At 42.4% G+C, this 22,324-nt stretch carries 20 protein-coding genes and 1 tRNA gene; all 21 read left to right on the top strand.

Annotated elements, in window-relative coordinates:
* Positions 1-384: 384 nt before the first annotated feature.
* The 21 genes from pstC (at position 385) to htpG (ending at position 21,479) form a co-directional block, all read left to right on the top strand.
* On the top strand, positions 385-1,305 hold the full coding sequence (pstC, locus tag C8R11_RS07545) for a phosphate ABC transporter permease subunit PstC (protein ID WP_425320577.1): 921 nt from the start codon (positions 385-387) through the stop codon (positions 1,303-1,305).
* Positions 1,306-1,336: 31 nt separating this feature from the next.
* Positions 1,337-2,263: a phosphate ABC transporter permease PstA gene (gene pstA / locus C8R11_RS07540; protein WP_090702775.1), complete on the top strand. Its 927-nt coding sequence runs from the start codon at positions 1,337-1,339 to the stop codon at positions 2,261-2,263.
* A 4-nt stretch (positions 2,264-2,267) separates the two neighbouring features.
* The gene (gene pstB / locus C8R11_RS07535; RefSeq protein ID WP_107795169.1) at positions 2,268-3,050 is read left to right on the top strand and encodes a phosphate ABC transporter ATP-binding protein PstB; all 783 of its coding nucleotides are present in this window, start codon (positions 2,268-2,270) and stop codon (positions 3,048-3,050) included.
* A 220-nt stretch (positions 3,051-3,270) separates the two neighbouring features.
* The gene (gene tpiA / locus C8R11_RS07530; RefSeq protein WP_107795168.1) at positions 3,271-4,029 is read left to right on the top strand and encodes a triose-phosphate isomerase; all 759 of its coding nucleotides are present in this window, start codon (positions 3,271-3,273) and stop codon (positions 4,027-4,029) included.
* Positions 4,030-4,049: 20 nt separating this feature from the next.
* Positions 4,050-4,445, top strand: a complete 396-nt coding sequence (gene secG / locus C8R11_RS07525; protein ID WP_107795167.1) for a preprotein translocase subunit SecG — start codon at positions 4,050-4,052, stop codon at positions 4,443-4,445.
* A 57-nt stretch (positions 4,446-4,502) separates the two neighbouring features.
* Positions 4,503-4,587 (top strand) — tRNA-Leu (locus C8R11_RS07520).
* Between the two features lie 72 nt (positions 4,588-4,659).
* Positions 4,660-5,016, top strand: a complete 357-nt coding sequence (locus C8R11_RS07515; protein ID WP_090702783.1) for an NADH-quinone oxidoreductase subunit A — start codon at positions 4,660-4,662, stop codon at positions 5,014-5,016.
* Positions 5,017-5,020: 4 nt separating this feature from the next.
* Positions 5,021-5,497, top strand: coding sequence for a NuoB/complex I 20 kDa subunit family protein (locus tag C8R11_RS07510; RefSeq protein WP_090702785.1), 477 nt, complete (start codon positions 5,021-5,023; stop codon positions 5,495-5,497).
* Positions 5,498-5,504: 7 nt separating this feature from the next.
* Entirely contained in the window at positions 5,505-6,128 is a 624-nt protein-coding gene (locus C8R11_RS07505) for an NADH-quinone oxidoreductase subunit C (protein ID WP_107795182.1), read from the top strand.
* 48 nt (positions 6,129-6,176) lie between these two features.
* On the top strand, positions 6,177-7,430 hold the full coding sequence (locus tag C8R11_RS07500) for an NADH-quinone oxidoreductase subunit D (RefSeq protein ID WP_107795166.1): 1,254 nt from the start codon (positions 6,177-6,179) through the stop codon (positions 7,428-7,430).
* 5 nt (positions 7,431-7,435) lie between these two features.
* A complete protein-coding gene (gene nuoE / locus C8R11_RS07495) occupies positions 7,436-7,912 on the top strand; it encodes an NADH-quinone oxidoreductase subunit NuoE (RefSeq protein WP_107795165.1) in 477 nt (158 codons plus the stop codon).
* Positions 7,909-9,186, top strand: a complete 1,278-nt coding sequence (gene nuoF / locus C8R11_RS07490) for an NADH-quinone oxidoreductase subunit NuoF (RefSeq protein ID WP_107795164.1) — start codon at positions 7,909-7,911, stop codon at positions 9,184-9,186. The genes nuoE and nuoF overlap by 4 nt, the downstream gene beginning before the upstream one ends.
* 103 nt (positions 9,187-9,289) lie before the next feature.
* On the top strand, positions 9,290-11,695 hold the full coding sequence (gene nuoG, locus C8R11_RS07485) for an NADH-quinone oxidoreductase subunit NuoG (protein ID WP_107795163.1): 2,406 nt from the start codon (positions 9,290-9,292) through the stop codon (positions 11,693-11,695).
* 19 nt (positions 11,696-11,714) lie between these two features.
* Positions 11,715-12,812, top strand: coding sequence for an NADH-quinone oxidoreductase subunit NuoH (gene nuoH, locus C8R11_RS07480; RefSeq protein ID WP_090702797.1), 1,098 nt, complete (start codon positions 11,715-11,717; stop codon positions 12,810-12,812).
* Between the two features lie 15 nt (positions 12,813-12,827).
* Positions 12,828-13,316 carry an NADH-quinone oxidoreductase subunit NuoI gene (nuoI, locus tag C8R11_RS07475; RefSeq protein WP_090702799.1) on the top strand — a complete coding sequence of 163 codons (489 nt, stop codon included), beginning with the start codon at positions 12,828-12,830 and terminating at the stop codon, positions 13,314-13,316.
* Positions 13,317-13,335: 19 nt separating this feature from the next.
* Positions 13,336-13,941 (top strand): NADH-quinone oxidoreductase subunit J, encoded by a 606-nt coding sequence (locus C8R11_RS07470; protein WP_107795162.1) that lies wholly within the window; start codon positions 13,336-13,338, stop codon positions 13,939-13,941.
* A gap of 55 nt (positions 13,942-13,996) precedes the next feature.
* Entirely contained in the window at positions 13,997-14,302 is a 306-nt protein-coding gene (gene nuoK, locus C8R11_RS07465) for an NADH-quinone oxidoreductase subunit NuoK (RefSeq protein ID WP_090702804.1), read from the top strand.
* Positions 14,303-14,363: 61 nt separating this feature from the next.
* Entirely contained in the window at positions 14,364-16,304 is a 1,941-nt protein-coding gene (gene nuoL, locus C8R11_RS07460; protein ID WP_107795161.1) for an NADH-quinone oxidoreductase subunit L, read from the top strand.
* Between the two features lie 78 nt (positions 16,305-16,382).
* The gene (locus C8R11_RS07455; protein WP_107795160.1) at positions 16,383-17,867 is read left to right on the top strand and encodes an NADH-quinone oxidoreductase subunit M; all 1,485 of its coding nucleotides are present in this window, start codon (positions 16,383-16,385) and stop codon (positions 17,865-17,867) included.
* A 46-nt stretch (positions 17,868-17,913) separates the two neighbouring features.
* Positions 17,914-19,359 (top strand): NADH-quinone oxidoreductase subunit NuoN, encoded by a 1,446-nt coding sequence (gene nuoN / locus C8R11_RS07450; protein ID WP_107795159.1) that lies wholly within the window; start codon positions 17,914-17,916, stop codon positions 19,357-19,359.
* A gap of 203 nt (positions 19,360-19,562) precedes the next feature.
* The gene (gene htpG, locus C8R11_RS07445) at positions 19,563-21,479 is read left to right on the top strand and encodes a molecular chaperone HtpG (protein ID WP_107795158.1); all 1,917 of its coding nucleotides are present in this window, start codon (positions 19,563-19,565) and stop codon (positions 21,477-21,479) included.
* Positions 21,480-22,324: the final 845 nt, after the last annotated feature.

Genomic DNA, 22,324 nt, shown 5'->3' with positions numbered 1-22,324 from the left:
GAAGCGCCGATGACTGACCTTGATGCGAGTCGTGCTGAGGGTAAGCTGGTATTAAAGGCTGACGACTGGGACGACTGGGATAATGAGGACGACGATGACGACGATGACGACGATTATTAAATTGTAGTCATAAATTGTAACAACTCTGATGGCCGTATACAGGCGTCAGAGTTGTAAATTTGTAGTGCGTTGAATAATACTCATCAGCATAATTAAGTAAGCATCAATAAAATGTGCCGCCATCTTGGTAATAACATTTTGCGCTGGCAATATTTGTTCACTTTAGTGAATCATAATGCGATGATAGTCCGGTCGAACGTCTAGTGCCGCATTCCAAAGACAGAATGTTTCAACTTATACTAATTAATTCTTGTGTCAAAAGAGTTGCATAAAAAAAAGAATTATGTGGGTAGACTAGGGTATAGCTATCGACGTAATCTGCATGAACGATTTATCGAGTCGATATTATTCTTATCTGCGTTACTTTCCGTTGTCATCATGCTTGCAATAATTGTGATGCTGGTGAAAGAGTCAGTTATTTTTTTTCAGCATGTTTCCATCTGGGAGTTTCTTACGGATACCCAATGGACACCTCTTTTCGATGACGCGCATTATGGAATTCTGCCACTTGTAGCAGGTACAGTTGTGAGTTCAATGGTTGCGCTGATAGTGGCACTTCCACTTGGAACCATTATCGCAATATATCTTTCAGAATTCGCACCATTCGCAGTACGCGAAGTAGCAAAACCCTTTCTGGAACTACTTGGGGGAGTGCCTACTGTTGTTTACGGTTATTTCGCACTGCTTTTTGTTACGCCGCTGTTGCAGATGATTTTTCCTGAGTTGCCTGGTTTTAGTTTGCTATCGGCGGGCTTGGTAATGGGAATAATGATCATTCCGTATGTCAGTTCTATGACCGAGGATGCGATGCGTGCGGTGCCTATGCACTTGCGAGAAGGTTCTTATGCAATGGGAGCAACGCGTTTCCAGACTGCTATTCGCGTAGTGGCACCAGCTGCATTTTCGGGTATTGCTGCTGCATATATCTTAGGTATTTCACGTGCAGTTGGGGAGACAATGGTAGTCGCAATTGCGGCAGGTATGCAGCCAAATCTTACGTGGAATCCGATGGAACCGGCTGCGACGATTACAGCATATATCGTGCAGGTTAGTCTAGGCGATTTGCCACATGGAAGTATCGGCTATCAAACAATTTTTGCAGCTGGTTTAACTTTGTTACTCATGACGCTAGTGTTCAATATTATTGGACATCTATTGCGTAAACGTTACCGCGAAATATACTGAAACTAAATTAATCCTTTTAAAGTAACGAGCCATGAGAAATGTAAATAATCTGGATGAAATCAGAAAAATAATCGGGCGCCATAAACGCTGGGATTTGTTATTTATGATTACCGGCATTATTGCATTGATGATAGCAATTATGACTTTTATTGCATTATTTACTCAGATGTTAATAGATGGCATGCCTCGGTTAACTTGGGATTTTTTTACGTCTTTTCCATCAAGGCGTCCGGAAGCCGCGGGTATATTGTCAGCATGGGTTGGCACAACGTTAGTCATGCTGGTAACTGCCGCGTCGGCAGTTCCGCTGGGTGTCGGTGCAGGTGTTTATCTAGAAGAATATGCACCTAAGAATTTGTTTACTGAGATTATAGAAATAAATGTAACAAATTTGGCCGGGGTGCCTTCGATAATTTATGGCCTGCTTGCCTTAGGTTTATTTGTTTATCAATTAGGGTTTGGCCAAAGCATTCTGGCAGCTGGATTCGCATTGGCATTATTGATTTTGCCGGTGGTTATAGTGGCAACTCGCGAAGCGATAAGGGCAATACCCATTGCAATCCGCGAAGGTGCCTATGCGCTAGGGGCTACCAAATGGCAGACTGTTTCTGATCATCTATTGCCTTATTCTGCGGCTGGTATACTAACGGGTATTATAATCGGATTGGCACGTGCAATTGGTGAGACAGCGCCGATAATCACTATTGGCGCATTAACCTTCATAGCATTTCTACCACCGTCACCAGTTACAAATGAGTTTCCATATATATCGTTTGAATGGTTAACTGCTCCCTTTACGGTAATGCCTATCCAAATGTTTAACTGGGTTTCTAGACCGGAAGAAGCTTTTCAATTGAATGCAGCTGCAGCAGGGTTGGTATTGGTTGTGATGACCCTTGCGATGAACGGACTGGCAATTTATTTACGTTATCGCATGCGTAAGAATATTAAATGGTAAAGAAATGCAAAATACTGCAGAATCGAATCAGTACAAGTCAAAAGTAAAAAATCTGAGCTTTTATTATGGTACTTTTAATGCCCTGAAAAACATCGATATGATGTTACATGATAAAAAAATTACAGCGCTTATAGGCCCGTCAGGATGTGGTAAGTCTACATTTCTGCGTTGTTTTAATCGTATGCATGATTTGTATCCAGGTAATCGCTACGAGGGTGAAATTACACTTTATCCAGATAATGTCAATATTTTGTTGCCAAAAGTAGATCCAATAGAAGTGCGGATGCGAATCAGTATGGTTTTTCAAAAACCCAATCCATTTCCAAAATCAATTTATGAGAATGTCGCTTATGGCTTGAGGGTTAGGGGTATTAGACAACGCGCTATACTGGATGAAAAGATTGAAGATGCATTGCGTAACGCGGCACTCTGGGACGAAGTAAAAGATCGTTTAAATGATTTGGCGTTCAATCTTTCTGGGGGACAACAACAACGGTTATGTATTGCGCGTGCGTTGGCAACAGATCCTGAAATTTTGTTGTTTGATGAGCCAACATCTGCGCTAGATCCGATAGCAACGGCAAGTATCGAAGAACTCATCGCAGATCTTAAGCATAAAGTCACGATTTTAATCGTAACACATAACATGCAGCAAGCAGCGCGAGTATCTGATTACACGGCGTATATGTATCTTGGTGAATTAATCGAATTTGATGAAACCGATACAATTTTTATCAAACCAAAGAATAAACAAACAGAAGACTACATTACAGGTCGATTTGGTTGAATATTAGAAATTCCCTATTAGAAACTTGGTATAAAAACTGTCTACGTTTGTTTTAACCTGCGTTCTTGTGTTGTTCATCATTGAAATCGTAACAGTCTGACTTTTAAAAGTCTTTTTGAAGCCAAATCGGCTCAATGAAGACTCTAAGAAATGTAATAGATTGACTAGTAAGTCAATCAGGGGTAGCATCGCCCATTTTGAGTAAGCAAGGAAATAAACAATGCGAAAAAAACTGGTGGCTGGCAACTGGAAAATGCATGGTAGCCTAGAAGAAAACAGCACGCTATTAAACGCATTGGTTAAGGGTATTCCAGAGCTGGAAAGTGATCCCAGTTGTGCTGTTTGTGTTCCATATCCCTACTTGGCTTCGGTGCAATCTGAGTTGCAGAATACGAATATCAAGTTGGGAGCACAGAATGTCAGTCAACATGAAAAAGGCGCTTATACTGGTGAGGTGTCGGCTTCAATGTTAAATGATTTCAATTGTACCTACGTAATCGTTGGGCATTCTGAAAGAAGAATGCTTTTTGGAGAAAGCAGCCAGGTTGTTGCAGAAAAATATGTTGCTGCACAAAGAGCGGGATTGGTGCCGATTTTATGTGTGGGTGAAACGTTGGAGCAACGTGATTCGGATGTAACTGAGCGGGTTATAAATGATCAATTAAGTGCAGTTATAACGTTAGCAGGTGTGAATTCACTGGAGAAAGCAATTGTTGCCTACGAACCTGTTTGGGCAATTGGGACAGGCAAAACAGCGACACCTCAGCAGGCACAAGAAATACATCGTTTTATAAGACAGGGCATAGCTGCACAGAATGAAAAACTCGCGGCTGGTATGACTATTCTGTATGGTGGAAGTGTAAAAGCAAGTAATGCAGCAGAATTATTTGCAATGTCTGATATTGATGGCGGATTAATAGGTGGCGCATCGCTAATTGCTGATGATTTTATTGCGATTTGTAAGGCGATACGAAGTTAAATTTACTGTGGAGTTACACGTTGGAAACCTTGGTTTGGTCTATACATGTTATATTAGCGGTGGTATTGATCGTCCTAATATTATTACAACATGGCAAGGGTGCGGATATGGGAGCTGCGTTTGGTAGTGGATCCGCAGGTAGTTTATTTGGTGCAAGTGGGTCAGCTACTTTTTTAAGTAGGACAACTGGTATCGTCGCGGCAATGTTTTTTATAACCAGTATGAGTTTGACTTATCTAACGATGAATCGTGTTGAAGATCTGGGGGTGATGAGCTTGATGGACGAAGTTCAGGAGACACAAAATGCGACAACGCCAGATCAACAGAATTTAAAGCCCGATGTTGATGAAATAATTATTCCGGGAATGTCAGGCGCAGAGGGTGCGTCGTCAAAAGCAAATCAGATACCAGATTAAAGGGATACTGAAGAAATTTTTTTAATGTCGTTGGCAATAAACAATCGTAAAGTGAGCGCCGACGTGGTGGAATTGGTAGACACGCCGTCTTGAGGGGGCGGTGGCGAAAGCTATGCGAGTTCGATTCTCGCCGTCGGCACCATATATGAATTTCTCCATTTATTTCATGTCAAAATGCTCTGCGGGTAGTTAACGTATAAAATAAAATAAATTTATGCTTGAAAATTATTTTCCTATCTTATTGTTTTTGGTTGTTGGTTTTTTGGTGGGCGCTGGGTGCATGATTGGTGGTTGGTTGATGGCGCCTAATCGACCGGACAAAGAAAAATTATCTCCTTATGAGTGTGGTTTTGAAGCTTTTGAAGATGCGCGTATGAAGTTTGATGTGCGATATTACCTTGTTGCAATTCTGTTTATTTTGTTTGATTTGGAGATAGCATTCCTGTTTCCATGGGCAATCGTTCTGGATGAAATAGGATTGTTTGGTTTTGTTGCGATGATGATATTCTTGGGTATTCTGATAGTGGGTTTCATTTACGAATGGGTGCGCGGCGCATTGGAGTGGGATTAGAGTTATGAGTATTGAAGGTGCTTTAGAGAAGGGATTTATTACAACCAGCTTGGATTCTGTTATTAATTGGGGGCGAACAGGGTCAATGTGGCCAATGACGTTTGGTCTGGCCTGTTGTGCGGTAGAGATGATGCAAACAGGCGCTTCGAGATATGATCTTGATCGGTTTGGTATTGTATTCCGTCCAAGTCCGAGGCAGTCGGATGTGATGATAGTGGCAGGTACGTTGTGTAATAAAATGGCTCCGGCACTTCGAAAAGTATATGATCAAATGGCTGAGCCACGATGGGTGATCTCTATGGGTTCATGTGCGAATGGCGGAGGGTATTATCATTATTCTTATTCTGTGGTGCGTGGTTGTGACCGTATAGTGCCGGTTGATATTTATGTTCCGGGGTGTCCGCCAACTGCTGAAGCTCTGCTGTACGGCATCATTCAGTTGCAAAATAAAATAAATCGCACAAATACCATTGCTCGGTAATAAAAATATGAATACATCTAGACAGGAAGCCTTGGCTGAGGTATTGGACAGTATTTTAGCGGAACGGTTAGTGAGTCAGCATTGTCTTTTTGATGAGTTGACAATTGTAGTGCATGCCAAGGATGTTGATTCAGTGAGTAAAGTTTTGCGTGATCATATAGAGTTGGGTTTTGACACTCTAATAGATTTGTGTGGCATGGATTATTCGACCTATGGCGATGAGGTGAATGCTTTAGGTAAGCCCGGTGGCAGGCGCTTCGGGGTGGTTTATCATCTGTTATCAATTCCTCTAAATCAGCGATTGCGAATGAAAGTGTTCGCAGAGGATAATGAATTTCCGGTTATTGATTCAGTGACGGATATTTGGCCGGGAGCGAATTGGTTTGAGCGTGAGGCGTTTGATCTCTACGGGATTGTGTTTCAAGGACACACAGATCTTCGCAGAATTCTTACCGATTATGGTTTTGTGGGCAATCCATTCCGTAAAGACTTTCCAATATCAGGTTATGTTGAGATGCGTTACGATGAGGAACAGAAACGCGTCATTTATCAGCCTGTAAGTATAGAGCCACGTGAGATAACTCCGCTTGTTGTTCGGGAGCAGAACTATGGTGACAGCTATGCCGAGTAGTCTGAGTGGTTGGTTAATAAAATAAATTTCTAAAACAAAAAGCAATATATGGCAGAAATAAGAAATTACACCATGAATTTTGGCCCACAACACCCAGCAGCGCATGGTGTGTTGAGGCTGGTGCTTGAGTTGGATGGAGAAGTTGTCAGGCGTGCCGATCCGCATATAGGCCTTTTGCATCGTGCGACTGAGAAACTTGCGGAAAATAAAACATTTCTTCAGTCTGTGCCGTATATGGATCGGCTGGATTATGTGTCCATGATGGTAAATGAACATGCATATGTCTTAGCTATCGAAAAGCTGCTACAAATAGATGTACCGATAAGAGCGCAATATATTCGTGTGATGTTTGATGAAATTACACGAATTTTAAATCACTTATTGTGGATTGGTGCACATGCGTTGGATGTGGGGGCAATGACAATGTTTCTTTATGCATTCCGTGAAAGAGAGGATCTTATGGATTGCTATGAAGCAGTATCAGGTGCAAGACTGCATGCAGCCTATTATCGTCCAGGTGGCGTTTATCGTGATTTGCCCGATACAATGCCACAATATCAGTCGTCAAAAATTCACAGTGAGAAACAGACACGTTCAAGAAATGAAAACAGGGAAGGCTCCTTGTTGGATTTTATTGAAGACTTTACCGAACGATTCCCCACTTACGTGGACGAATACGAGACATTGCTGACAGATAATCGTATATGGAAACAACGTTTGGTGGATATCGGTGTGGTTTCTCCTGGGCGTGCTAAGGCACTTGGCTTTACTGGGCCAATGTTGCGAGGTTCGGGGGTAGCTTGGGATTTGCGAAAAAAACAGCCATACGAAGTGTACGATCAACTTGATTTCGATATTCCGGTGGGTGTAAATGGCGATTGTTATGATCGATATTTAGTGCGCATGGAGGAATTTCGACAATCCAACAGAATTATCAAGCAGTGTGTTGATTGGTTACGCAAAAATCCAGGGCCGGTCATTACTGATAATCATAAGGTTGCCCCTCCGTCGCGGGTCGCAATGAAGCAGAATATGGAAGAAATGATTCATCACTTCAAGTTATTCTCAGAGGGCTTTCATGTGCCCCCTGGTGAAGCCTATGTTGGTGTTGAGCACCCGAAAGGGGAGTTTGGTATTTATTTGGTATCCAATGGTGCCAACAAGCCTTATCGCTTGAAAATTAGAGCGCCTGGTTTTGCTCATCTGGCAGCGCTAGACGAGATGTCACGCGGTCATATGATCGCCGATGTGGTGGCAATCATTGGTACACAAGATATAGTATTTGGTGAAATTGATAGATAATCGAGATGTTGAGCGCTGAATCCTTAAAAAAAATTGATCGTGAAATAGCAAAGTATCCTGCTGATAAAAAACAATCTGCAGTCATGTCAGCTTTGGCAATTGCGCAAGATGAAAAAGGGTGGTTGGCAAGTGAGACCATGAATTTCGTTGCTGACTACCTGGATATGCCTGCAATAGCAGTTTATGAAGTTGCTACTTTTTATAATATGTATAACCTCGAGCCTATAGGGCAGTACAAAATTACTGTCTGTACGAATTTGCCATGTGCATTATCAGGGGGAAATGACGCGGCGGGTTATCTGAAACAGAATTTAGGAATAGAATTTAATCAGACTACGTCAGATGGGAAATTTACTTTGCGGGAAGGTGAATGCATGGGCGCTTGTGGCGATGCACCTGTGATGTTGGTAAACAACAAACGTATGTGTAGTTTCATGTCCAGCGAGAAGATAGATGAAATGTTGGAGGAATTGAAAAAATGAAACAATATCCACTTACATTACTCAACGGAGTGGAAGCATCTGAACCTGATAATTGGCGATTAAAAAATTACGAAAACCGTGAAGGATATGCAGCGCTCAGAAAAATTCTTGCAAATAAAATTACACCTGAAGAGATCATTGAAGAAGTAAAAAAATCAGCATTGCGCGGACGTGGTGGAGCAGGTTTTCCTACCGGGTTAAAGTGGAGTTTTATGCCGAAGGATTACCAGGGTGATAAATATATCGTTTGTAACTCTGATGAGGGTGAGCCGGGTACATTTAAAGATCGCGATATAATGCGATATAACCCGCACATATTAATAGAAGGAATGGTTATTGCTGCATATGCGATGGGTGCTAAAGCTGGTTATAATTACATTCATGGCGAAATATGGGAAACCTATGAACGCATGGAAGAAGCCGTAGATGAAGCGCGTGCGGCCGGTTATCTGGGGAAAAATATTCTTGGTTCTTCTTTCAGTTTTGACCTTTATAATCATCATGGCTATGGTGCATATATTTGTGGGGAAGAAACAGCGCTGCTTGAGTCCATAGAAGGAAAAAAAGGACAGCCGCGTTTTAAGCCACCTTTTCCTGCAAACTTTGGTCTTTATGGAAAGCCAACGACGATTAACAACACAGAAACATTTGCATCGGTGCCTTGGATTATTCGTAATGGTGGTGAACAATACTTGCAATTAGGTAAGCCAAATAATGGTGGAACTAAAATTTTTTCAGTATCCGGTCATGTAAATAAGCCGGGAAATTATGAAATTCCACTTGGAACGCCCTTCGCCGAACTGTTGGAGTTGGCGGGAGGTATACGTGGAGGCCGAAAATTAAAAGGCTGCATACCAGGCGGGTCGTCAATGCCAGTATTGCCTGGAGATATCATGCTGGAAACAGATATGGATTATGACTCTATCGCTAAGGCTGGTTCAATGCTGGGTTCCGGAGCCGTTATTATCATGGATGAAACAACCTGTATGGTCAAAGCACTTGAACGGTTGTCCTATTTTTATTTTGAGGAATCATGTGGTCAATGCACGCCGTGTCGAGAAGGAACCGGATGGTTATATCGTATTATTAATCGTATCGAACACGGAAAAGGACGACAAGAAGATCTCGATTTATTGGATAACATTGCTGACAATATTCAGGGGCGCACAATCTGTGCATTAGGGGATGCAGCTGCGATGCCTGTTCGCGCTATGATTCAGCATTTTAGAGATGAGTTTGCGTTTCACATAGAGCATAAGAAGTGCATGGTGTAAACAATATCAATTGTTTAACTCGGAATAAATTGATGATAAGTCGGTAGAGAAATGCAGTCTCTTGTACTATTTATACGAACTTTTAAAAACAAGAATTTAACTGATGGTCAATATTGAAATAGACGGTAAACAAGTTTCTGTCCCCAAAGGCAGCACTATCATGGATGGTGCTAAAGAGGTCGGAGTCTATATCCCTCATTTTTGCTATCACAAGAAATTATCCATCGCGGCAAATTGTCGTATGTGTCTGGTTCAGGTAGAGAAGGCACCTAAACCTTTGCCAGCCTGCGCTACACCTGTTATGGATGGTATGAAGGTCTACACGCATTCAAAGCAGGCTGTGACGGCGCAAAAAGGAGTGATGGAGTTCTTATTGATTAATCATCCATTGGATTGCCCAATTTGCGATCAGGCTGGTGAATGTCAATTACAAGATCTCGCTGTCGGTTATGGTGCAAGTGGTTCGCGCTATCAAGAAGCCAAACGTGTTGTGGCTAACAAAAATCTTGGTCCTTTAATTTCAACTGATATGACGCGATGTATACACTGTACGCGTTGCGTGCGTTTCGGTCAGGAAATTGCCGGCATTATGGAACTTGGTATGGCTGGGCGCGGCGAGCACGCAGAGATCCTGTCTTTTGTAGGCAAAACTGTTGACTCTGAATTGTCCGGAAATGTGATTGATTTGTGTCCGGTGGGGGCGTTGGTCAGCAAACCATTTCGTTATTCTGCGCGCACTTGGGAGTTGTCGCGTAGAAAATCGATCAGCCCGCATTGTGGTCTGGGCTCTAATCTCATTGTTCAAGTAAAGCATAACCGGGTGATGCGTGTATTACCCAGAGACAACGAAGCGATAAACGAATGCTGGCTATCCGATAAAGACCGTTTTGCTTATGAAGGTCTGAATTCAGAAGACCGCTTGACACAGCCGATGATCAAACGTGATGGTCAATGGCAGGAGTGTGATTGGCAGGAGGCATTGGAATATACGGCTAATCAACTTATCGACATCAAAGAAGAGTTTGGCGCTCAAAGTCTGGGCGCGCTGACATCCGCACACAGCACAACGGAAGAACTTTATCTTTTACAGAAATTGATGCGTGGACTGGGTAGTGGAAATGTCGATCACCGTCTGCGCCAATCAGATTTTAGCGCAGATAAGCAATTGCACGGTATTCCATGGTTAGGAACAAGCATTGCGGAATTATCGGAACTAAAATCAGTGCTGATTGTGGGTAGTACACTGCGCAAAGATCATCCATTGCTTGCGCAACGAGTGAGGCAGGCTGTGAAGAAAGGTGCGCAGCTCAATATTGTTAATCCTGTTGATGATGATTTGCTGACAAAAATAGAAAACAAGTTCATTGTTGCTCCGAATGAGATCGCTGAAACATTGGCAGGCATTTTAAAAGCAGCGTTAGATGTAAAAGATGTAAGTGAATCAGAAAAGTTTAAGTCATTGCTGGCATCAGTACAGATTCAGGAAACTGCAACGGCGAAAGCCATTGCGACGAGTTTAATTGAGAATGCTCCAGCGGCAGTTTATCTGGGTAATATGGCGCAACACCACCCGGATTATACGAAATTTCTTATATTATCGAACGCATTGGCTGAAGTAACGGGTGCAAGTTTTGGGATTTTGGGTGAGGCGGCAAACAGCGTAGGTGCATATGTGGCAGGTGCTGTTCCGGATCTGTCGGGCATTTCATCTGCGGTCAATTTATATCCGGGTGTTATGAGCGGATACAATGCAGCACAAATGTTGCAACAATCGACGGACAATAAATGCCGCGGGTTCATATTAATGAATATTGAACCGGAGTTTGATACCTATGATGGTCAGCAATCGATGAGCGCAATTAGATCATCAGATTTTGTGGTGTCGCTGAGTGCATATAGAGGGAATGCGCCAGAATATGCAAATGTATTGCTACCAATTGCGCCATTTACTGAAACCTCTGGCACATTCGTTAACACGGAGGGGCGTGTGCAGAGCTTTAATGGTGTTGTTGCACCACAGGGTGAAACGAGGCCTGCGTGGAAAGTGCTGCGGGTTATGGCAAATTTATTCAGACTGGATGGTTTTGACTATGAAACGTCAGAACAGGTTCGCGATGCAATATTTTTTGAAGGTACAGAACTGGACAAGTATATGAGTAATAGCATTAGAACTACTGGTTTTGATCTGCAGATGAATAGGAAGAATACTATACAACGTATTGGAGAGGTGCCTATTTATCAGGCTGATCCTATAGTGCGCCGGGCACAATCACTTCAACAAACACGAGATGCAGTATCAATACAAGCTCAGTTGTCATCTGCATTGATGGAAACTTTAGGAATCAGTACTGGAGATCAGATAAGTATCAAGCAAGGAAATGAAGCTATACAGCTGCAGGCAGTTTGTGATGAGAAATTACCAGCCAATTGCGTGCGGTTACCTTGCGCCCATCCCAAAACGTTCAAGCTAGGCGCGATGTTCGGGGAAATATCGGTAGAAAAAGTGTAATGGGAAGGAACGCGATCTAATGGAATTTATGCAACAGCAGTTTGAACAGTTGTTTGGCGTTGAATGGGGTGCCATGTTGTTCACACTTGCGACAAATATGACATTTATTTTTACCATTATTGTTCCATTGCTGCTTGGCGTTGCCTACCTTACGTTTGCAGAACGCAAAATTATTGCCTACATGCAAATACGCGTCGGGCCCAATCGCGTGACATTTTTTGGCATACCTTGGTTGCGTGGCTGGGGACAGCCGATTGCAGATGCAGTAAAGGCTTTAATGAAAGAAATTGTTATTCCGACTGGGGCAAATAAATTTCTCTTTATACTGGCGCCTATACTGACCATCATGCCCGCGTTAGCAGCATGGGCTGTAGTACCGTTTTCCGCCGAAATGGTGCTGGCAGATATTAATGCGGGATTACTTTATATACTGGCAATGACATCGATGGGCATTTATGGCGTAATTATTGCAGGCTGGGCATCAAATTCTAAATATGCATTTTTAGGCGCCATGCGATCTGCAGCGCAGGTCGTATCATACGAACTTGCCATGGGCTTTGCCTTGGTATGTGTACTCATGATGTCACAAAGCCTGAATTTGGGGGATATTGTAAATGGTCAACAGGGAGGCAGTATGTTGCACTGGTATCTGATACCGTTGTTTCCCATGTTTCTGGTGTATTTTATATCAGGTGTGGCCGAAACGAATCGTGCACCATTTGATGTGGCCGAGGGCGAGTCTGAAATTGTGGCTGGTTTTCATGTAGATTATTCGGGAATGGCATTTACCGTATTTTTCCTTGCGGAATATGCCAATATGATATTGGTGGCAACTCTGACAGCGCTCATGTTTCTGGGGGGGTGGTTGCCGCCTCTGGATATTGCGCCTTTAAACATGATTCCAGGGTTTATATGGTTATTGTTAAAAATAGCTTTTTTGCTATTTTTCTTTCTCTGGTTTCGCGCAACATTCCCTAGATATCGTTATGATCAGATTATGAGGTTGGGGTGGAAGGTATTTATTCCTATCACATTAGTATGGATAGTTGTATTGGGTTTAGTGATGCAACTACCCCAAACCGTACGCGAGGGATTTCCGTTGAATCTCTGGTTCTAAAAAAGAGGGTTTGTTATGAATCGAATCAAAAAGTTTTTTAGCACCTTTTTGTTGCTGGAATTGTGGAAAGGAATGATGGTTACCGGGCGCTATATGTTTAAGCCCAAAATAACTGTGCATTATCCTGAAGAGAAAACGCCGCAGTCACCGCGTTTTCGTGGGTTACACGCATTAAGACGCTATCCTAACGGAGAGGAGCGATGTATTGCATGTAAACTGTGTGAGGCAGTGTGTCCAGCAATGGCTATTACGATTGATTCAGAACAACGGGAAGATGGTACGCGTCGAACAACCCGCTATGATATAGACCTCAGTAAATGCATTTTTTGCGGTTTTTGCGAAGAATCCTGTCCAGTTGATTCGATTGTTGAGACTCGCATACTTGAATATCATGGCGAAAAAAGAGGTGATTTGATTTACACCAAAGAAATGCTGCTGGCGATTGGTGATCGGTATGAGGAGCAGATTGCCAAGGACAGAGAAGCGGATGCACATTATCGTTGATATAAGTCGGTAAATACGAATGAATTTTCAGGATATAATTTTTTATTTTTTTTCGACAGTACTGATTGCATCGGCGCTAGGTGTGATTACCGTGCGTAATCCAGTTTATTCTGCTTTGTTACTTGTTTTAGCTTTTGTTACATGTGCGGGCTTATGGTTATTGCTGGAAGCTGAATTTTTAGCTATTACATTGGTTCTTGTATACGTTGGTGCTGTGATGGTGTTGTTCCTGTTTGTCGTGATGATGCTGGATATCAATCTGGAGAAACTGCGGGAAGGTTTCTGGAAATGGTTCCCTTTGGGTGGACTGGTAGCACTAGTAATGGTTGTAGAAATCGCCATGATTATGCTTGGGCAACATTTTAGTCTGGAAGAAATGCCTGCACCTGAACCTAAAGCGGCTGACTACAGTAACACTAAGGAATTGGGGCGCTTGCTGTACACAGAATATGTTTATGCGTTTGAGTTGGCGGCGGTGCTTTTGTTGGTCGCAATGGTAGCAGCCATTGCGTTGACACTGCGTCATCGTGAAGACAAGAAAACGCTTGATGTTGCTAAGCAAGTCAGTGTTAACAAAAAAGATCGCCTACGAATAATTTCAATGCCAGCAGATAAAAAGAATTAAATATCTGTGTTAATACTGATCACAATCTTGAATAATAAAAAAAGAGGTAGTTAGCTTGGTATCGTTATCTCATTATCTAGTGCTTGGTGCAATATTATTTGCTATTGGCATTGTGGGTATTTTTCTCAACAGAAAAAATGTCATTATCATTCTGATGTCGATTGAGCTGATGTTGTTGGCAGTAAATATGAATTTCGTAGCATTTTCACATTATCTGCAGGATATTTCAGGGCAGATATTTGTATTTTTCATTCTGACCGTAGCTGCAGCTGAAGCAGCAATAGGTTTGGCAATACTGGTCGTTTTATTCCGAAATTTACGTACAATTAATGTGGATGATCTGGATCAATTAAAAGGCTAGTAACTTCAATTCATATTTGAATAAAAAGATATATAACTGACACATAAAAAAGTAGATTGAGATGCAAACACTTTATTTGCTGGTACCAATAGCTCCGCTAATAGGGGCTCTTGCAGCCGGATTATTTGGCCGCTACATTGGCACGATTTGGAGTCATCGTGTGACTATTTCTCTGGTCTTTGTCTCCTTAATAGCATCCCTTATTATTTTTCTGGATGTTTTAGAAGGGAATGTATATAACGGTACTGTATACACTTGGTTAGTGACCGGGGACACGCGTTTTGAAATAGGATTTCTCATTGACCAATTGTCTGCCACTATGATGGTTGTTGTCAGTCTGGTGTCGTTGATGGTGCACATCTATACCATCGGTTACATGCATGGCGATCCTGGCTACCAACGGTTTTTTAGCTATATTTCTTTATTTACGTTTTCAATGATGATGCTGGTCATGTCGAATAACTTCCTCCAATTGTTTTTTGGGTGGGAAGCGGTGGGACTGGTGTCTTATTTGTTGATTGGTTTTTGGTATACTCGGCCAACAGCAATCTATGCCAATCTTAAAGCATTTCTGGTCAATAGAGTAGGTGACTTTGGATTTCTGCTGGGCATAGCCTTGGTACTGATGTATTTTGGTTCTTTGGATTATGCTACCGTATTCGAACAAGCTCCCGATGTTGTGGCAGAGACCATCGAAGTGGTACCTGGAGCATCGTGGCTAGTTATTACTGTTATTTGCATATTGCTCTTTATCGGAGCAATGGGGAAATCTGCTCAGTTTCCACTACATGTCTGGTTACCTGATTCGATGGAAGGGCCAACACCTATTTCTGCCCTGATTCATGCGGCTACAATGGTCACTGCGGGAATATTTATGGTTGCGCGTATGTCGCCGTTGTTCGAACTTTCCGATGTGGCACTTTCAACCATACTTGTAGTCGGAGGTATAACGACACTATTTATGGCGTTAGTGGCCGTTGTGCAAAATGATATCAAGCGGGTAGTAGCTTATTCGACGCTGTCGCAACTGGGGTATATGACTGTTGCCCTCGGCGCATCAGCTTACTCTGCGGCAATCTTTCATTTAATGACGCATGCATTCTTTAAGGCAGTGTTATTCCTGGGTGCAGGTTCTGTCATTATTGCGATGCATCATGAACAAAATATGGAAAAAATGGGTGGCCTGAAGAAATATATGCCCGTTACATACTGGACTATGTTTATAGCAGCGTTAGCGAGTGCAGGGGTACCAGGATTTTCAGGTTTTTTCTCAAAAGACGCCATCATTGAGGCAGTAGGATTTGCAGATATACCTGGTGTTGGCTTTGCTTATTTCTGTGTTTTGGCGACGGTGTTTGTTACTGCACTCTATACATTCAGGTTGCTATTTATGACATTTCATGGGCAGCCACGTATGGATGAGCATACAAAAGAACATTTGCATGAATCGCCCTGGGTCGTTACGCTACCGCTGGTGATATTGGCGATACCAACGGTCGCTGCTGGCTGGTTTATCGGTCCGATAGTTTTTGGTGATTATTTTAATAACGTGATTTACGTGCTCCCTGAGCATGATGCAATAGAAAAACTCGGTGCAGAGTTTACTGGCATTGGCGGCATGATGGTTCATGCTCTATCTACCGCCCCGTTCTGGTTGTCTGTTGGGGGTATATTTACAGCTTGGTATTTGTATACGGTTAGAACGGATATTCCGGGTAAGATAAAAGCGGTCAGCGGGCCCATTTATACTTTACTGGATCGGAAATACTACATAGATGAATTATATTCATGGTTATTTGCAGGCGGTACACGTGCGCTAGGTACCGTGTTGTGGAAGTTTGGTGATACTAAAATTATAGACGGTATTATGGTGAATGGCTCAGCCAAACTGGTTGCATGGACTGCAACATTGGTTAAACGTTTCCAGACCGGTTATATCTACCACTATGCATTCACTATGATAGTCGGTATCTTTGCAATCCTGACCCTGTGGCTGTATTAAGTATTTATGCTTAGTAACACAGCGAATCTCTTCTGATACTTGGAACTAATAAACACTAACAATTAAAACGGAATAAACATGTTGTTTGGTTTCCCACTCTTAAGTTTGATTATTTGGTTGCCAATTCTGGTTGGTATAGCAGTATTAGCTACCGGGGGTGATCGCAACGCACAGCTAGCACGCTGGATTGCGTTCGCAGGATCAATAATGGGTTTTTTGGTAGCGATACCTTTGTATACAGAGTTTGATGCCGCAACAAGTGCGATGCAGTTTGTGGAGAATCGTACTTGGTTTCAGCGTTTTAACGTCAATTATCACATCGGCGTAGATGGTATCTCTATGCCATTGATTTTGTTGAATTGCTTCACAACGCCATTGGTTGTAATTGCAGGTTGGCAAGTAATTCAAACCCGTGTTTCCCAATACATGGGCGCATTTTTGTTGATGTCTGGTATAGTTAATGGCGTTTTCGCATCGCTCGATGCTGTGCTTTTTTACGTATTCTGGGAGGCATCCCTAATTCCGATGTTTTTGATTATCGGTATTTGGGGTGGTCCGAATAGAGTATATGCAGCTATAAAATTTTTCCTCTATACCCTACTAGGGTCTTTGCTGATGCTGATTGCCTTTATTTATCTTTATCAGTCTTCAGGCGGCAGTTTTTCCATTGAGGATTATCATCAACAACCTATACCGTTTAAATCGCAGGTCTTAATATTTATTGCCTTCCTGCTTGCTTTTGCCGTGAAGGTTCCCATGTGGCCAGTGCACACCTGGTTGCCAGATGCTCATGTGGAAGCACCTACAGGCGGTTCGGTCGTTTTGGCTGCAATTATGCTTAAGCTTGGTGGATATGGTTTTCTGAGATTCTCATTACCTATAACACCTGATGCTAGCCATTACCTGGCGGAAATGATGATAGTACTGTCGCTGATTGCGGTGGTGTATATTGGACTCATCGCGTTAATGCAAACTGATATGAAGAAACTGATTGCATATTCATCGGTAGCGCATATGGGTTTTGTAACCCTCGGGTTTTTCCTGTTTAACGCCTATGGCATTGAGGGTGCCATGGTGCAAATGATTTCCCACGGTTTTATATCCGGTGCCATGTTTCTGTGCGTTGGTGTGTTATACGACAGGCTTCATTCACGACAAATAGCAGATTATGGTGGTGTCGTTAATAAAATGCCTATTTTTGCAGCATTCTTTATGTTATTTGCGATGGCGAATGCTGGCTTACCCGGCACTAGTGGTTTTGTCGGCGAATTCATGGTAATAATGGGGGCAGTAAAAGTTAATTTCTGGTATGCATTTTTAGCTGCAACAACACTTATTTTTGGGGCAGCTTATACCTTATGGATGTATAAACGTGTCATATTTGGGGCAGTAGCCACTCCGGCGGTTGAGGGGTTGCACGATATCTCCAAGCGCGAATTCGTATTGCTTGCCATTCTGGCGATAGCGGTGTTATGGCTAGGTGTTTACCCCTTTCCACTGACAGAGGTAATGCATGCAAGCGTTGAAAATTTGCTAGAGCATGTTGGTAACAGCAAGTTGTAAATAAAAACCAGAATAATAAATTTCTCGAGATGAGGATGAACGTTTAATGAATTTTATACCACCTGATTTTACACCAGCCTATTCTGAAATATTTTTACTTGTAATGGTGTGCGTGGTCATGCTGGTAGATCTGGCAACTGGAGAAAAAAGACGCTACATAACTTACTTGTTAACTCAGGCGATACTTTTGGGATGCGCATTTCTGACTTTTATTTCATTTTCGACTGAAACAACTTATACTTTTTCGGGCATGTTTGTAGATGATGCGATGGCAGATATCCTGAAAATAATGGTATATATTACGGTATCCGCTGTGTTGGTTTATTCCTATACCTATGTGAAAGAGCGAGGCATTTTGACAGGTGAATTTTTCAGCCTGATATTGTTTGCAACGCTTGGAATGATGGTAATGATTTCTGCCAGTCACTTCCTCACGCTGTATATAGGTCTGGAACTGTTATCGTTGTCATTATATGCTTTGGTCGCCTTGAAGCGTGATTCCATTGTGGCAACGGAAGCTGCTATGAAATTTTTTGTCTTGGGCGCATTGGCCTCGGGTTTCCTGTTATATGGTATGTCTATGGTATACGGTGCGACCGGATCGTTACATGTCAGTAAAGTGGCGGAGGCAATACAAAACGGTGTTGGTAATCATGAGGTTCTGGTTATTGGCTTGGTCTTTATAGTAGCTGGTATTGGTTTTAAGCTCAGCGCTGTTCCTTTTCATATGTGGGCGCCTGATGTTTATCAAGGCGCGCCAACGGCAATAACTCTCTTCATTGGTTCTGCTCCCAAGTTTGCAGCTTTTGCTTTCGTCATGCGATTACTCATTGAAGGAATGGGGGGGATGGTCACTGACTGGCAAGGCATGTTAGTGATTCTGGCGGTGTTGTCGATGGCGGTCGGCAATATTGCAGCAATTGCACAGACCAATATTAAGCGAATGCTAGCGTATTCGACAATCTCTCACATGGGTTTTCTGATACTTGGTTTTATCAGTGCTGATTGGAATGGGTATAGTTCGTCTCTATTCTATGTATTTACCTATGTACTCATGACACTTGGCATTTTTGCCATGATAATGATTTTGTCACGCAGTGGATTTGAGGCTGAAAATATCAGTGACTTTAAAGGGCTTAGCAAAAGAAATTCATGGTATGCATTTATGACAATGCTGATCATGTTCTCTTTGGCGGGTATTCCGCCCATGGTTGGTTTTTATGCCAAATTTGCAGTGTTACAGGCTGTCGTTAATGCCGGATTTATCTGGTTGGCTATTGCGGCTGTTATTTTCTCATTAATCGGGGCGTTTTATTATTTACGAATTGTTAAATTCATGTATTTTGATGCGCCTGATACAGAAGATCCGATTATTGTTAACAATGATGTAAAAGTGTTGATCAGCGCCAATGGACTGGCTGTTCTTGCGCTAGGCATATTCCCACAATCGTTGATGGGATTAAGCCTCTACGCCATTCAAAATTCAATGTGATTTAATAATGCTCGAGCAGAGGAAGGCAATATTTTGTACCGGTAGATACAAACCTGCTGAAATAAACTTTCTGGACAGATCTGCACTGTTTATTATTTCTGGATTATAAAGACCTCAGGTTTGTGGAAAATTGCTTCAATATTACTTGAAATACAAAATTTCGCCCCCATTACCAAAATCCTGATTTTTATTTGGAGAACACTGTGCAAGCTGAAACAATAAAAGAGCATCTGAGTTTTCAGACTGAGGCTAAACAACTTCTAAAGTTGATGATTCATTCCTTATACAGTAATAAGGAAATATTTTTGCGTGAAATGATCTCTAATGCATCGGATGCTGCAGATAAATTGCGTTTTGAAGGCCTGACGGATGCAGCGCTCTATGAAGCGGATTCTGATCTAAAAATACAAGTCAGCTATGATCTGGAGGCGCGCGCCATAACCATTACAGATAACGGAATTGGCATGTCCCGGCAGGAAGTCATAGATCACATCGGGACAATTGCGAAATCAGGCACACGTGAATTTTTTAATTCATTAACCGGCGATCAGGTTAAAGACGCACATTTGATCGGTCAATTTGGTGTCGGATTTTATTCTGCTTTTATTGTTGCAGACAAGGTGACACTTAATACAAGACGTGCGGGATTGACTGCAGAACACGGAGTACGCTGGGAATCCAGTGGTGAGGGTGACTACACACTTGAAACTATCAACAAGGAAACGCGAGGGACAGAGGTTATACTTCATTTGCGCGAAGGCGAAGATGATTTGCTGAACGGTATGCGCTTGCGCAATATAATTCGAAAATATTCCGATCATATTACTTTGCCGATTCTGATGAAAAAGGAAGAATGGTCAGATGAAGAAAAGAAAAATAAGATTACAGATGAGGATGAAACTACCAATCAGGCCAATGCGTTATGGGCACGTCCTAAAAATGAGATAACGGACGAACAGTATCAGGAGTTTTATAAACATGTTGCCCACGACTTTGAACCCCCGTTGACTTATGTGCATGCCCGAGTAGAAGGCAGACAGGAATATACTCAATTGCTTTATATTCCATCTCGCGCGCCATTTGATCTATTTGATCGTGAGCATCGCCATGGCATTAAACTGTATGTACAACGCGTGTTCATCATGGACGACGCCGAAAAACTGATGCCAAATTATTTACGATTTGTGCGCGGTGTCATTGATTCTAATAACCTGCCGTTGAATGTCTCCCGCGAAATATTGCAGGAATCGAAAGATATTGAGTCAATCAGAGCCGGGTCTATAAAAAAAGTTTTAGGCTTGATAGAAGATCTGGCAAAAGGCAAAACGGATAACGAAAAAGATAAATTCAAAACCTTCTATAAAGAGTTTGGCCAGGTGTTAAAAGAAGGTGTCGGTGAGGATTTTATCAATCGCGAACGCATTGCCAAGCTGCTGCGGTTTGTAACTACAGTCAGCGAAGTGGATGAGCCATCAGTTTCTCTGGAAGATTATATTGGCCGTATGAAAGAGGGCCAGGAAAAAATTTATTTTGTAACAGCGGATAGTCTTAAAGCTGCTAAAAGCAGTCCGCATCTGGAAGTATTCCGTAAGAAAGGCATTGAGGTACTTTTGCTCGCAGACAGGGTAGATGAATGGCTGGTTAGCCACTTGACTGAATTTGAAGGTAAGCAGTTGCAATCTGTTGCCAAAGGAGGATTGGATCTGGGTAACCTGGAAGACGAGGCTGAGAAAGAAGCACAGAAGAAAGAAGCAGATGAATGCCAGGATTTGGTAGAGCGGATGAAAAAAACACTGGAAGATAAGGTGAAGGATATCCGGGTAACTTTGCGTTTGACAGAATCACCTGCCTGTCTTGTTGCAGATACACACGACATGGGTGGAAATCTGGAGCGTTTATTAAAACAAGCGGGTCAAAATGTGAATCATTCTAAGCCGATCATGGAAATTAACCCACACCATCCTATGGTCAAGCGACTTAAATTAGAAGACGCACATTTTGAAGACTGGAGTCATATTTTATTTGACCAGGCGTTGCTTGCTGAAGGCGGTCAACCGGAAGACCCTGCAGCCTTTGTTAAGCGGCTCAATGATTTGTTATTGTCAACCACGCAGAGCTGATACTGATTAAACATTCAGGGAAGTCTGCTGGTTAATTTCCAAGCCTCCAAGAGAGAATTTCTCTAAATGGAGGCTTGCCTAATTACTTAAAATTCTGTAGAAGTCGACCTGCGATACATTTCTGTTAATTCTAGGGAAAGTACGCGTTGCTCAGGCGTACACGCAGTAGCTCTTAATCGAGGCTATTGAATATTCTGTCAGATTAAGTTTGAGTTAGTACGCATTAGTACGCATTAGTACAGTTACGACAAAGTCCCTTGTTCATTAGTCCACCAGTTTCCCTTGGTAATGACACTAGCACACATAATGGAATGACACAGAGTTTCTAATACCCCCGAGATTGTGGGTTTCTAACAATAAAAGCATGTCGCTGGTTCAAGTCCTCCCTTTGCTTGTCGTAGTAGTCAATGGAAAGTAATGGCCGAAGCAGGATGGGCAGAATGTATGACTAGTGTGCTCCGGACACTGCCTTACCCACTCAGGTACCCAATCCCATCGTTCTGCTTCCCGAAGATTTTTTGTCCTGCGGCAAAGTGCACACTGACAAATAAAACCATTCTCGTCCACGTAAAACAATTCGTTTGCATCTCTATCTGGGCGTTTCTCTTTATCGTGAGGTCGATTGGTGATGAGTGAGTTTACAAATAACAGTCCTTCACGGTCCCCCAAAGGGTAGACTATCTGATGATAGCGCCGATAAACAGTTTTACTTGAGCATTCGTACAGATGATTACATACCTCATGAGACATAAGACACTTATCAAACTTCGCTTTATAAAATTCTCTTACTACACCCGACATGCAATCCAGAATCGATCTACCTAAACCCCAGTCAGCAGTTATAT

The organism is Nitrosomonas aestuarii, assembly GCF_003046585.1.
In the GTDB taxonomy this organism is placed as follows: domain Bacteria; phylum Pseudomonadota; class Gammaproteobacteria; order Burkholderiales; family Nitrosomonadaceae; genus Nitrosomonas; species Nitrosomonas aestuarii.
The sequence above is the reverse complement of the archived record's forward strand: the minus strand, read 5'-3'. Positions and strand labels throughout refer to the sequence as shown.